This is a genomic window from Alteromonas sp. KUL150 (assembly GCF_009811475.1).
GTDB classification, from domain to species: domain Bacteria; phylum Pseudomonadota; class Gammaproteobacteria; order Enterobacterales; family Alteromonadaceae; genus Alteromonas; species Alteromonas gracilis.
This window is the reverse complement of sequence record NZ_BLIJ01000053.1, coordinates 1-13726: the sequence shown is the minus strand read 5'-3', so window position 1 is coordinate 13726 and position 13726 is coordinate 1. Positions and strand designations below refer to the sequence as shown.

12 protein-coding genes and 1 riboswitch are annotated in these 13726 nt (G+C 45.2%); of the genes, 8 read left to right on the top strand and 4 right to left on the bottom strand.

All coding sequences use genetic code 11. The annotated features are described in order from the left end of the window. Window positions 1-5: 5 nt before the first annotated feature. The 3 genes from cobA to GVO62_RS19615 all read left to right on the top strand — a co-directional run bounded on the left by cobA (window position 6) and on the right by GVO62_RS19615 (window position 2370). On the top strand, window positions 6-983 hold the full coding sequence (gene cobA, locus GVO62_RS12725; RefSeq protein ID WP_159119562.1) for a uroporphyrinogen-III C-methyltransferase: 978 nt from the start codon (window positions 6-8) through the stop codon (window positions 981-983). Then, window positions 967-1953, top strand: coding sequence for a glycosyl transferase family protein (locus GVO62_RS12720; protein ID WP_159119561.1), 987 nt, complete (start codon window positions 967-969; stop codon window positions 1951-1953). Before cobA ends, GVO62_RS12720 begins: the two co-directional genes overlap by 17 nt. A gap of 288 nt (window positions 1954-2241) precedes the next feature. After that, entirely contained in the window at window positions 2242-2370 is a 129-nt protein-coding gene (locus GVO62_RS19615; protein WP_268891145.1) for a hypothetical protein, read from the top strand. On the opposite strand, the gene GVO62_RS19485 is transcribed toward GVO62_RS19615, so the two are convergent. Then, window positions 2359-2634 (bottom strand): hypothetical protein, encoded by a 276-nt coding sequence (locus tag GVO62_RS19485; RefSeq protein ID WP_236547147.1) that lies wholly within the window; start codon window positions 2632-2634, stop codon window positions 2359-2361. The two genes, GVO62_RS19615 and GVO62_RS19485, sit on opposite strands and share 12 nt — an antisense overlap. A 235-nt stretch (window positions 2635-2869) precedes the next feature. On the opposite strand from GVO62_RS19485, the gene GVO62_RS12710 reads away from it, so the two are divergent. The 5 genes from GVO62_RS12710 to GVO62_RS12690 all read left to right on the top strand — a co-directional run bounded on the left by GVO62_RS12710 (window position 2870) and on the right by GVO62_RS12690 (window position 9500). After that, window positions 2870-4186, top strand: coding sequence for a methyl-accepting chemotaxis protein (locus GVO62_RS12710; protein WP_159119560.1), 1317 nt, complete (start codon window positions 2870-2872; stop codon window positions 4184-4186). A 579-nt stretch (window positions 4187-4765) separates the two neighbouring features. Beyond that, entirely contained in the window at window positions 4766-6175 is a 1410-nt protein-coding gene (locus GVO62_RS12705) for a CmpA/NrtA family ABC transporter substrate-binding protein (protein WP_159119559.1), read from the top strand. Window positions 6176-6262: 87 nt separating this feature from the next. Further along, window positions 6263-7258 carry an ABC transporter permease gene (locus GVO62_RS12700; RefSeq protein ID WP_201282659.1) on the top strand — a complete coding sequence of 332 codons (996 nt, stop codon included), beginning with the start codon at window positions 6263-6265 and terminating at the stop codon, window positions 7256-7258. A 16-nt stretch (window positions 7259-7274) separates the two neighbouring features. Next, a complete protein-coding gene (locus tag GVO62_RS12695; RefSeq protein WP_159119558.1) occupies window positions 7275-8150 on the top strand; it encodes an ABC transporter ATP-binding protein in 876 nt (291 codons plus the stop codon). A 129-nt stretch (window positions 8151-8279) separates the two neighbouring features. Then, a complete protein-coding gene (locus tag GVO62_RS12690; RefSeq protein WP_159119557.1) occupies window positions 8280-9500 on the top strand; it encodes an alginate export family protein in 1221 nt (406 codons plus the stop codon). Between the two features lie 70 nt (window positions 9501-9570). Here GVO62_RS12690 and GVO62_RS12685 read toward each other — a convergent pair whose 3' ends face one another. The 3 genes from GVO62_RS12685 to GVO62_RS12675 form a co-directional block, all read right to left on the bottom strand. Further along, window positions 9571-10161: an HD domain-containing protein gene (locus tag GVO62_RS12685; RefSeq protein ID WP_159119556.1), complete on the bottom strand. Its 591-nt coding sequence runs from the start codon at window positions 10159-10161 to the stop codon at window positions 9571-9573. Window positions 10162-10248: 87 nt separating this feature from the next. Continuing rightward, window positions 10249-10881 carry a thiol:disulfide interchange protein DsbA/DsbL gene (locus GVO62_RS12680; RefSeq protein WP_105930760.1) on the bottom strand — a complete coding sequence of 211 codons (633 nt, stop codon included), beginning with the start codon at window positions 10879-10881 and terminating at the stop codon, window positions 10249-10251. Window positions 10882-11301: 420 nt separating this feature from the next. Then, on the bottom strand, window positions 11302-13224 hold the full coding sequence (locus tag GVO62_RS12675; protein WP_159119555.1) for a TonB-dependent receptor plug domain-containing protein: 1923 nt from the start codon (window positions 13222-13224) through the stop codon (window positions 11302-11304). A gap of 90 nt (window positions 13225-13314) precedes the next feature. Then, window positions 13315-13576, bottom strand: a riboswitch (cobalamin riboswitch). Between the last annotated feature and the right edge of the window lie 150 nt (window positions 13577-13726).

Here is a 13726-nt window from a genome sequence, read left to right as displayed (position 1 = left end):
AAATCATGTCAATTGCATCCAGTTGGTCGTTACCGTTTTTGCGCACCTTATTCAAACAGCAGAAACCTTTGTTTAATCTTTTTTATCACGATGCTATTTCTACCACGACATCGACGACACGCCAGTGCTTCGACAATTCGAAAACTTCCGCTAAGCATTCGTACTTAGGCAGGTGGTTGAAGTTAGCAAGCAGGCAAAATGAAGGTCATAAACAAGGGCAGGTGTTCATAGTTGGTGCTGGCCCTGGCGATGCCGAGTTACTTACCCTGAAAGCGCTTCGTCTGTTACAACAAGCCGATGTCGTGCTGTTCGATGCCTTAGTCAGCGAAGATATTCTCGCGCTAATTCCCTCTAAAGTGGTGAAAGAGTACGTAGGGAAGCGCTGCAAAAAGCATAGCTTTACCCAAAATGCTATTTGTAAGCGCGTGGTTGAATTGGCAAGCAACGGTCACATTGTCGTGCGGTTAAAAGGCGGTGACCCAGCCCTATTTGCAAGAACCTGCGAAGAAACCGATGCACTCACAAATGCCAATATTCCCTTTGCTATTGTGCCAGGTATTACAGCGGCATCGGGTGTGTCGGCCTATACGGGTATCCCTTTAACCGATAGGCGCTGTGCTCAGTCAGTAAGTTTTATGACTGCACATTTTAAAGATGCAGATCAATGGCCTGAAATGGCTCCCATGGCGCAAAATGTGTTAAAGCAAACCATGGTAGTTTATATGGGGTTAAGCCGACTTGAAGGTCTGTGCAAAGGCTTGGTCCATCACAAGGTGCCAACCACATGGCCAGTAGCCGCAATTGAAAATGCCACTTCGCCTCAACAGCGCGTGATTACTGGCGTGCTTGCAGATATTCATAGCAAGGTAGAAGCAGCACATTTAACGGGGCCCACGTTACTTATATTTGGAAAGGTGGTAGAGTCTCGTCAACAGGTAAATACACTTCTACTACATTCATCTGAGCATGCAACAACCATTTAGCGAGTACATAAAGATTATTGGTAAGGGTCAAAAAGGGGGGCGCAGTCTTACCCGTGATGAAGCTTATCATGCCATGAAAATGGTATTGGCCAATGAAGTGACAGGCGATCAACGCGGCGCATTTCTTATGTTGCTGCGTACCCGTGAAGAAACACCAGAAGAAGTTATTGGCTTTGTCGATGCATGCAGAGAGCTGATAGAGCCAGAAGTTAAAACCCTCACCCCCACGTTAGATATTGGGTGTTATGCCGGAAAACGCCGTCAGTTACCTTGGTACTTATTGGCCGTAGCGGTTCTAGCCAACAATGGTTACTCGGTTATGCTTCACGGTGCTCATGAGCCGGGGTCAGGGCGCCTTTATGCAAGTATAGCGTTACCTCAATTGGGCCTGCCTGAAGTTAGCAGTATTAGTGACGCCAAACAGCAGTTAGCAGAAATAGGCGTTACCTACCTTGATTTGTCTTATTTGCTGCCTGCGCTCGACACAATTATTAAGCTTCGTGAGGTGTTTGGCCTGCGTTCTTGCGCTAACACCCTTGCAAGGTTGTTGAATCCCACCGCTGCACAATTTTGCGTACAGGGCGTTTATCATATGCACCTTGACCACAAACACTGTCGCGTTAACGAAAATTACCCATCTAACGACGCGCTTTGCTTTCGTGGCGATGGCGGAGACCCTGAAGTCAACGGCGAGCGAGAAACCGAACTGTTCATTACTCGAAATGGCAGGACTGATGAAGTAATAATGCCGGTGATTGCCGACAAATGGGCACTTAAAGACAAAGACATGAACGTTAACGACATGCTTGATGTGTGGACGGGGAACGCGAGTAGCCTTTACGGTGAACAAGCCGTTTTGAGTACACTTGCCAGCTATCTAGTACTGCTACAAAAGTGTGATGTCGCAGATGCCTTGTCGCAGGCAAGGCAGCTTTGGGCACAGCGCGATAAAAGTTCAACGCCGTTTTAACCGTTCGGTACAATATCCGTTTAACTCCATCAAAGATCACACGTCCCGAGTATTGGTCAGATAGTCTGTGTTAGCTGCCTACTAAATAGAAGCTTAACCGCGGGGGGCGTAAAACCCTCTTGATCGAGGAAAAATAGTCAATCGTCGCATTGACTTAATCGTTGCTATACGTGTTAATAGTATGAACAAGGTTTCCTAAAACGGTGTTATGCGAATATAAATACCATGTTAAACAAACGCATCATTGATGTCGCTTTTATAACAGACAGTCGCTTGGACGAGAAAAATATGCTCGAAACTACGCGTCATCCTAATAGTATGGTACTTACACAGCAGGGCACCGCTGTCGTAGCTGGTTTCATGAAAAATGCTGGGTGGTTAGCAACGTCGTATACGGAACAGCCGTTAGAAGAATAGAGGCTGACGCAGAGTTAAACGAGCAACTCGTTGAATACGAAGCGCGTCTAAAGCAGTCCCGGTTTCATCCGTAATTACTGTCAGTTTAGGCGTTGCAACGGTTGAATTTGCTAAAAACGATAGTTGAGCGCTCACAGCAATTCTGAATGCTGCTAATAAAGCCTTGTACGACGCCAAATCGAGTGGACGGAACTGCTGCGTATATACATCGCCTCCGTAGTCGAAGACCATTGCAAGCTTGAAACTTACCGCCTCTGATTTCAAAGAAAAGAGGCTTTTATTACAAAAAAATGCTTCAACGCTTTTACTTTATTTTATTTTCGTTAGTTTCTAAAAATTTTTCTTTCCTCTGCTATCTTTAATCAAAAACAAAAATAGCTTATCGCTTCAGGCACTAATCATCACTAATTGTGTAATACCATATCTTACTTTAATTTGGGGAGCGCAAAGGGTTTGAGGGCTGAGCAGTGAGAGAAGCTTAGTTTATCAGGAGCACAGAATGTTTTTCAAAAATAAAGAGTTGCTAGCAGAGAACTCACGTTTGCAGAAGGAAATTGAGACATACCACACTGTTCAGGAAGAACTTCGCGAAGAAATGCTTTATGTCGAGTTAAAACCTGACGGTAGAGTTAGCGCAATTAACGATTTATGTGTTCAGGCTACTGGCTACTCAGTCGCAGAATTAGAGGGAAAGTCTCTTGAAAGTATAATGAGTCAAAATGCGCTCAAAAAGCCCGCTGCACAGGATATGCTTGGTGCTATAAAAACGCATCGCCATTGGCACGTTGCGGTCAGCTTTCAAGATGCAAAAGGGCAAGAAATGTGGGTGCGAGGTATTGTGCAGCCCGTTGATGATGCGTATGGAAATGTAAAATATATTGCTTTCTACATGGCAGAGCAAACGCGAAACATCACTCAAAGCAACGAATTGCGCGATATGATTGCTGCACTTCACCGCTCATCCGCAGTTATTGAGTTTAATTTAGATGGAACGATAATAACAGCGAACGAAAACTTTCTTAGAGGTATGGGCTACTCGATAGAGCAGATAGAAGGTAAGCATCATAGGATTTTTTGTACAGAAGAAGAAGCTAATTCCGAAGAGTATAAACATTTCTGGCGCGATCTAGCCGCAGGGAAATTAGAGTCCGGAAGGTTTAAACGAATTGATAGTAGGGGAAACGAAGTTTGGTTAGAAGCGTCGTATAACCCTATCAGAAATGAAGACGGAAACCTTTATAAAGTGGTTAAGTTTGCTACTGTCATTACCGAACAAATGCAGAGAGAATTCGCCATTTCTGAAGCGGCAAACGTGGCGTTTAATATATCCCAAGAGACGGGAGAGCAGGCGCGCAAAGGTAACGAAGTACTTAATGCTACAGTGAAAGCAATGAATGAACTTACGACGCAGATGGGTAATGCTAGCGAAGGCATTAAAGACCTCGATGAGCAATCTCAGAAAGTGGCTGATTTGGTCAAAAGTATTAGCGGGATTGCTGACCAAACCAATTTACTTGCGCTGAACGCGGCTATTGAGGCTGCACGTGCGGGTGATCAAGGTAGAGGGTTTGCCGTCGTTGCCGACGAGGTTAGACAATTGGCTTCACGGACAAGTAGTGCAACTGAAGAAATAGTAAACGTGGTGGTTGAGAACAGAAAGCTCACGGAGAATGCGGTTCAGTTAATTGAGGCTGGGCAAGAAAAAGCTCGTGAAGCACTTGAATACTCAACGCAATCCGGCCAGGCAATGGAAGAGATCCAAGGCGGGGCCAATGAGGTGGTTAACGCCATCGGACAATTTACTAAACGTCTGTAGAACAGAGCGCCTACCTCTCGTATTGAGCTCATCTATCCATTCAGATTTATTCAATTGTGGTGCTTATTTAATCGCACCACGGTTGAACACCTCCCCCGTTTTGGTGCACCAAACCTCTCATTGTATTGTAACTACGCGCGCTTATTTTAAACTATTTATATAATTATCAAAGCTTTAAAATTTTGGCACGTTGACTGCAAACCTAAACGTGCAAAATAACGGTGCCGTATAAGGCAGCGAATGCGACACGGCTGCTTAGGCATCGTGAATGCAAAACATTTTCCATAGTGTGAATAAGAAAAATTATTGGGAATCAGTGGAGAGTAGTAGGGAAGCTCCAACTTCTCCTACATTTATGGCAAATGATAATAACAATAAAAAAGACGGTTTTATTAAGCTAAAGCTTTTATATAACCTCCCTTTAAGATGAGGTGTGTGAGCGGGAATTCCTGACTTACCAATAACAACTTGATGCGTTAGTAATTACTCCGATGTTACTAACACGGCAACGAAGCCCACCGTGCTAGACATGTAAATGTCTATAGCTGGTGGGTTTTTTTTTGGCTACGAGGAACACGTATGACTGGGTTAAAGACAACATCATTACTAAAACGCTTTAGAGCGGTGGGCGCAAACGTTTGTGCTGCACTTGTCGTTTCTGTAGCAACATTTTCAACATCTGTTTCAGCACAAGCGCCCGCAGTAGGATGGCCAGAGAAAGAAGAGCTGAAATTCGGTTTTATTAAACTGACAGATATGGCACCGCTTGCTGTGGCGTATGAAAAAGGCTTTTTCGAAGATGAAGGGCTTTACGTCACATTAGAAGCGCAAGCTAACTGGAAAGTGCTGCTAGATCGGGTTATTGATGGCCAGCTAGATGGCGCTCACATGCTTGCCGGTCAACCAATTGGCGCGACTATTGGATTCGGTACGGAATCTCATGTAGTTACTGCGTTTAGCATGGACCTAAACGGCAATGGCATTACTGTATCAAACGAGATTTGGGAGAAAATGAAGGCGCACATTCCACAGGAAGATGGTAAGCCTGTACACCCAATAAAAGCTGATTATCTTAAACCGGTCGTTGATGAATACCGCAATGCCGGTAAACCTTTCAATATGGGCATGGTATTTCCTGTTTCTACCCACAACTACGAGCTACGTTATTGGCTAGCGGCAGGTGGCATTCACCCAGGTTACTACGCCCCTCACAAAGGTGATACCGCAGGCCAAATCGATGCACAAGCGCTATTGTCTGTCACACCACCACCACAGATGCCAGCGACAATGGAGGCGGGTACTATTTATGGATACTGCGTGGGTGAGCCATGGAACCAGCAAGCGGTATTTAAAGGCATTGGTGTACCTGTAATTACTGATTATGAAATCTGGAAAAACAACCCTGAAAAAGTGTTTGGTGTAAGCCAAGGTTGGGCTGACAAGTATCCAAATACTCACATACGTGTGGTAAAAGCCTTAATTCGTGCAGCAATGTGGTTGGATGAAAACGACAACGCTAACCGTCCTGAAGCAGTAAAAATTCTTGCTAAAAGCAACTACGTTGGCGCAGACGAAGACGTACTGGCTAACAGCATGACGGGCACCTTCGAATACGAAAAAGGCGACAAGCGTGACGTGCCAGACTTCAATGTATTCTTCCGCTACAACGCCACTTACCCCTACTACAGTGATGCAATTTGGTATCTCACACAAATGCGCCGCTGGGGACAAATTTCAGAAGCTAAGTCTGACGACTGGTACAAAGAAACGGCCAAAAAAGTCTACAAGCCAGAAGTTTATGCCCAAGCTGCTAAAGCACTTATCGCTGAGGGTAAGGCAAAGGCTTCTGATTTCCCTGAGTTTAAAACGGAAACGGGTTATAAGCCGCCTCAGAGCGAGTTTATTGATGGCGTAACGTTTGATGGAAGCAAGCCTAACGCTTACTTAGAGCAATTTGATATTGGTCTTAAAGGCGACACTGTTCTGTAAGTGTTTCGTAATGTAGCCCCGTCCATCCAATGGTTAAGGCGGGGCATCCAAAGCGCAATAGCGCACATTAAATATCAGGAGCAAGCAATGAGCAAGATGACAACTATTCTTCGCCTTCCATCATCGCCGTCAAACGCGAACTCTCTATTGAGTCGCTTATATCAATCCACGCCTGCGTTGTTGCTGCCTGTAATCGGCTTGCTGATGTTTCTGGTCATTTGGAATGGGGTTGCAAAAAGTATCGATACGTCGTTAGGCCAATTCCCGGGCCCTTCACAAGTGTTTGAGCAAGCGGGGACACTAGTCGACGAGCATGTCGCCCAGCGTGAAAAGGCAGGCGCGTTCTATCAACGCCAAGAGGAACGAAATGCAGCTCGTGTGGCGCAAGACCCTACTTATGAGCCGAAGGTACGAGACTTTACCGGTGCACCCACTTTCTTCGATCAAATTTGGACCAGCCTCTACACCGTTATGGTTGGATTTTTTATTGCATCAGTAGTCGCAGTCCCATTGGGAATTTTGTGTGGTTTAAGTAAATCAGCCTACACGGCAATAAACCCGCTTATTCAGTTATTCAAACCCGTTTCGCCACTAGCATGGTTACCACTAGTCACTATGGTAGTAAGTGCGCTTTATGTCAGTGATGACCCAGCGTTTTCAAAGTCATTTGTTACTTCTGCTTTTACGGTCTCGCTTTGTTGTCTATGGCCAACCCTTATTAACACTGCCGTAGGGGTTTCAAATATTGAAAAAGATCTTATCAACGTGAGCAAAGTGCTGCGTCTAACGCCTTTCTCTCACCTTACGAAAATAGTATTGCCATCTTCAATCCCAATGATTTTCACTGGGCTTCGACTATCGCTTGGTATTGGTTGGATGGTACTCATAGCAGCGGAAATGCTTGCCCAAAACCCAGGGTTAGGAAAGTTTGTCTGGGATGAGTTTCAAAACGGTAGTTCTGAATCTTTAGCCCGAATAATGGTGGCAGTATTAACTATTGGTGCCATCGGCTTTGTACTGGACCGTTTAATGTTATCAATTCAGCGTGCGGTAAGCTGGGATAAGTCGAGCGTATTACGCTAATTTTGAGGAGAAATTTATGCACACTAAACACCTAGAGTTAGAGCAGGTAGGTATCGACTTCCCAACTCCAAAGGGCCCCTTTACTGCGCTTCAAGATGTAAATCTTAAAATCAGTAAAGGTGAATTCGTATCACTAATTGGTCACTCTGGCTGCGGAAAATCGACTGTGCTGAATATTATCGCGGGTTTACACCAAGCGACTTCTGGTGGCGTAATTTTAGACGGTGCTGAAGTAAAGCAGCCTGGACCAGAGCGCGCCGTAGTATTTCAAAATCACTCTTTATTACCTTGGCTTACGGTATACAAGAATGTTGAGCTGGCGGTTAAATCGACCATGCGAGGCAAGAGTAAAAACGAGATGCGTGACTGGATCATGCATAACTTAGAACTTGTGCACATGACCCACGCCCTCGACAAATTGCCCAGTGAAATCTCTGGGGGGATGAAACAGCGAGTGGGCATTGCCCGTGCGCTGGCTATGGAGCCTAAAGTGTTATTGATGGATGAACCGTTCGGCGCGCTAGACGCATTAACGCGCGCTCACCTTCAAGACTCTTTAATGGAAATTCATGCTGATTTGGGTAATACCGTCATCATGATTACCCATGACGTGGATGAGGCCGTGTTGCTATCTGATCGCATCGTAATGATGAACAATGGGCCCGCCGCCACCATTGGTGAAATTCTAGATATTGAGTTGGCTCGCCCCCGTGACCGATTAGCGCTTGCAGACAACAAACAATATAACCACTACCGACATGAGGTCTTAACCTTCCTTTACGACAAGCAGAAAAAGGTTGAAACCGTTACTTCACGTACTAACAACGGAACATCAAAACCCAGCGGGGTGACATCTGAAAAAAAAGACACTAAAAAATCAGATGCTGCCTAGCAATATCGGCATCTGATAAGGGCGGTAGCTTCAACGCCCACAACCCATGAATTTCACTTTTCAACCGGCATTTTTATGCTGGCTGGGCAAGTGTTGACTAATAAAAAACAAAACCGATAGGGAATACACATGAACACGTTACAAAAATTAAGCATTAACGTGCTAGCAGCATCTGTTATGACAGTATTAGGCGGCAGCGCCATGGCTGCTGATATCCACGCCGCTCTGAGCGACTCAAAGGCATGGGCTGACCTTAATTTGCGTTATGAGGCCGTAGATCAAGACAATGCGCTAGAAGATGCAAGCGCGCTGACCTTACGTACCCGTTTAGGCTTTAGCTCAGGAAGTGTTAATGGTTTCTCATTTACCGCCGAGGTTGAAGATAGCCGCATTGTACTGGGGCAGGATGAGTTTACCGTCGGGCCTACGGGATTTAATGTAGGTGAATACTCGGTGATTGCCGACCCTGAAACAACGGAGGTTGACCAGGCTTTTATTCAATATAAAACGGATAAGTTCACTGCCAAAGTAGGTCGCCAAGTGATTACGCTAGATGACCACAGATTTGTTGGCCACGTTGGCTGGAGACAAGACCGTCAGACCTTCGACGCCGTAAGTGCTAAATATGCGGCAACCGACAATCTAGCGCTTTTCTACAGCTATTTGTACAAGCGCAATCGTATCTTTGCAGAGGCTGCTGATCTTGATTCAAAAGACCACATCCTTCACGCAACCTATACATCTAAGATAGGTAAATTTGTGGCCTATGCTTATTTGTTAGAAGTTGATAATGATACTGACAACGCACTAGATACTTATGGTGTAAGCTACGATGGTAAAATGAAAGGCGATAACGTTAGTTGGGCTTACGGGGGGGAATTTGCAACTCAGTCGAGCGAAGCCGGTGCGGGTGAAACTGCCACCGACTTTGATGCGTCTTATCTTAATGCATATTTAGCTGCCACATTCTCTGGCATAACGGCTAAAGTGGATTACGAAATTTTAGGCTCAGACGATGGCATGTACGGATTTGCAACGCCCCTTGCTACTCTGCACAAATTTAACGGATGGACCGATCAGTTTTTGGGTACGCCTGCCCAAGGGTTGAAAGACCTTAAGTTTTCACTTTCTGGAGGCTTAGCGGGGGGGAAATGGCTATTGGCTTATCATGACTTTTCTGCAGACGATAGCAGCAATGGCGTTGACGATTTGGGTAGCGAATTCAATGTTCAATACACCAAGAAATTTGCGGGTAAGTACAATTTCGGTATCAAGTACGGCACCTACGACGCGGGCGAGATAAAAGTAGACGCAAATCGCTTTTGGATGTGGGTTGGTACCCGCTTTTAATCGCAGGGTGAATCTATTTTTAGATACCACATAGCGAAATAGCTACATCAAATTTAGGTTGGCTTAGTCATTATTGACTTAGCCAACCTTTTTCAACGGCAGTATCTAGCTGCTGCAATACGTAGTCCCACAGCGCTGGTGCGCAAGATTTTAAATGGGCATTACGCTTTTCAATCTTCTCTCTTGCAATTGAATGGCGTTTCCAGCTTCCCCCATTGTCTTTCATGTTTTGAAAAACAGGTAGCACCCGGTCCATTGCTTTAGCAAACTCTGCATCGGCGGTTTCGGCTGCTTCAAACTCAAGCCATAACTGAAGCATTTCATTATCCAGTGGACTTGGAAGTAAGCCAAATATCCGTTTAGCCGCTGCCAATTCTTTTTCAGCTTGTGCGTCATGGTCGCTCTGGTGGTTAAAAGCGAACATGTCGCCAGCATCAATTTCTACGATGTCGTGAATAAGAATCATGCGAATAACACGGGTAACATCAATAGTCTTGGCGGCATATTCGCTCAGCATACTTGCCATCAACGCAACATGCCAGGTGTGTTCTGCTGAGTTTTCTTGACGATAATTATCGCAGGGAAGGGTGATCTGGCGCTTTACCGCTTTTAATTGGTCAAGTTCACAGATGAAATCAGCAAGGTCGCTTACTGCATACATTCGGGAGCTCCTAGGCGTGAAAATGGGCGCCTGAGCGCCCATTTTGTAATGTAGAGGTGTAACGTGGAGATGATTGCTTTAGGGCAACTACTTCTGTTCAGATAACCACACAATTAGATCAGCGATATCATCGAAGGTCATATCAGAGGTAAAAGTTGGCTGATATTTACCGTTAATAATGAAGCTTGGTACACCGGTTAGGTGCTCACGATACTCATCGATTTGCTGCTGATTCTTACGCAACATGCTATTCACACCAAAACTTTTCGCCATTTTATCGAATTCTTCACCATCCACGCCGTTTACTACGAAGATGTTACGAAGGTCTTTAAGGCCGGTTACAGAGGCGCGCTGTTTGTGAATATAGTTAAAAATAGCACCGTTCATCGCGTCTTCTTGCTTCATAGCGCGAGCAATAAGCATAGCTTTTGTGGCATCGTCTTGAACTTCTGGCCCGGTGAAGCGCATGAAGTTCACGTGCACTTTATTGAACTTGGTGCCGTCGCTTTTCTTTTCTTTAATTTGCGCAACGATAGGTTCAAATTGGAAGCAATGTGGACACCAAAAAGAGAAGTACTCAGTAATAACTGGCTTATCTGTGGCTTCTTTATCAAGCACTTTATAATGCGTGCCTTCTTTCCATTTAGACGCGGTTTCTTGGGCACAGGCCGTTAATGGCAAAAGCATTGCCATGACAAACATTACTGCAAACTTTTTCATGGAATAAGATCCTATATTTAAAACTATTATTCTGCGATGAGATTATCACAGCATTGTTCGCTTAACTAGGTTCTGTTGTTCTTCAACCCCTTATACGCGATAAGCTCACCAAAAAATGGGATTCAAAACTCTAGAGTGACCAAAGCGACGAAGTATAAAGTCTTAAGTAACCATCGCCAAAATGCTTAATTAAGGGCCGGTTCAAGACGATAAGCTGTGCGTTTACTTAAATAAGTGTAAAAGTATCAATGTGAATGAAACATGAATCAGGTGTGCACCCCGTTATAGGAGGGAAGGGGGCGGATACTTGGGCTTAGTGTTGTACGGTGCACACGTTTTTAAATAGTGAACGCTGTAAAGAAGCCTGTGTAAAAAGGCTATACCTTTAGATATAGCCTTTTTAACTAATCTCTCAGTTTGTTACATGCTGTAGTTAACCGATATTAATGCTCGGCGTTCTTGTCCTGCATAGCCCACAATATCTTCATAGTCGGTATCAAAAACATTATCGAATTTGAGCGAAACCTGCCATTTGTCATCAATTTGGTAGCCAAGATTGACGGTAGCGAGAGTATAGGCTGACAGCGCTAACGTCTGTGATGGTTCTGGAAACGGCGGAAAGAAGGTATCGTAATGAGTACCTGTATACGCGAACTTAGTATAGAAGCTGAATTTTTCGGTGCCAAAATCTGTATTGTAAGTAAGTGAGCCTTGGTGCTTCGCCCGGCGAAGTTCCCTCGTGGTAATACCATTATCAGTTTGCTCTGCATCTAAGTAGCTGTATGCCGCCGTGATGTGTCCGTAGCCACTGTTCCAGTTAATTTCCAAGTCTACACCTTCTCGGGTACTGCCTCCGTCTATGTTGTCAGCACTGAATGCGCCTGCTTCTGGAACGAAAACGAAACCGTTAATTTCATCTTCTAAATCAGCCGTGTAAACGCTAACTTGCCCGGTTATTGTTTTCCAGTTTGCTTTAACACCTACTTCCCATTCTTCGCTAGTTTCGGGCTCTAGGTTCGGATTTCCAATAAAACTGGCAGGAAAGAAGCCAAAGCGCTCTGTGAAAGTGGGCGTTTTAACCGCACTTCCATAGCTGGTAAACAGAGTGTAATGGTTATTTAATTGCCAGCTCAATCCACCGCGATAGCTGACCGCATTATCGAATTCACTGTTGTTGTCGTATCGAGCGCTTAGCGTAGCGGTTAAATACTGAGTTAATTGACCGTTCGATTCAGCAAAAACACTATATGTATTATCGTGCTGCTTTTGATTAGGATCGCCAAAATTGATGGGACCGCGCTGGTCGAAGAGTCGTTGAAGATATTCAATGCCCCCAGCAAAGTCCCAGTTTTTAATGGTGTAAAAGCTTGTCCAATTCAACTCAATGCGCTCGCCAGTTGTGCCCCCTGCTTCAGCGCCTAACTCAGTATTGTCGTTCTCGTCTTTGCGGTAATGGGCACTTAATGCAGAGCGGTATGGCGAATGCTCAGGAGTAAACTCCCAGCGCAGTTTGGCGCTAAGTTGTGACCCATCAGTCACATTGTCGGTGTCAGTGGGGAGTCCAGTGGTAGCAAAGTCAGTGCCGTCGTAGTCGTTTTCATAGTCTACGGTACGCACATTTGCGATGATAGTATGTTCAGACGTGGCGGCATAGTTGAGGTTAATGCCAGCGGTCATATTGTCATAGCCGTCATCTTCATTGCCAACGCGAGACACATTGTCTCCATCAGTTTTGATATAGCTGGCATAAGCGGATATTCCAACATTTTCACTTTGAGAACGAGCATTCATACTGCCTTGTAGTGTTCCTTGCGTGCCCGCTGCCGCAGAGAAATCCACGTGAGACGTGTTCGCAGCAAATTGGCCAGACTTGGTGGTGATACTCAGTACGCCACCAATAGCACCACTACCCCAGCGTGCACTTTGAGGGCCACGCAGCAGTTCAATGCGCACCACATTCGCGCTGGTAAGGTGTGCCAGGTCAACAAGACTACCTTGACCTACATCGTTAGAAACAACACCATCAATTAAAATAAGTAGATGATTAGTTTCGCCACCGCGGACGCGCACTTCAGTCAGGCCGCCCGGACTGCCTGACTGGGCTAAGCTTACACCCGGCAGACCGCGGATGAGGTCAGTCAGCTGCAGTGCACCTGACGCTTTAATGTCGCTTTCGGTTAGTACAGAAACAGAGCTGGGAAGCGTTGCTATCGGAATTGGTAACCGGGTACCCGTTACCGTAAGTGTTTCAATACTTTGATCTAGGGTTTGAGAAAAAGCAGGTGTGCTAAAGCACGAGAGAACCGCAGCACTAAGCGCTGCGTGATTAAAATGTGTACGCATGATTATTTATAATATCTTTGATGTACTCCGCCCGAGCACATGTTTAAGGGAAGTGCTTTGTTTACTGATTATTAAGTCACAATAAGTAAACAACACCATGAAGCACAGGCCGGTATCCGGGCTTACTCACCAGCACTTTATAAGTGATAGTTCTTTTGCCTTCCCATCAATTAATGTTTACTAACGCAGTATTGCGCTAGCACTTACAAAGACAGTGGCGTTTGAAAAGAAAACGACATAGCGTTGAGTTTACCGTTGCGGGGGCAGCATCAGCGTTTCACTGATTTCCCGTTTAACCCTTGTCGCCGTCGCTAATCCGAGGGAAAAGGGCACCTAAGCGATGCTGATTATAGAGAAAGTGCAATGTGATAGCGAATATGATTTATCACGCCTTCACCTTGTTATTACTTGCAGTGAACTGTAATAACAAGGCGTAACTAAGCGTTTAAATAGTAACCGCGTCGAACTAACCTACGGTCCGCATCAGAGGGATAATACCAAT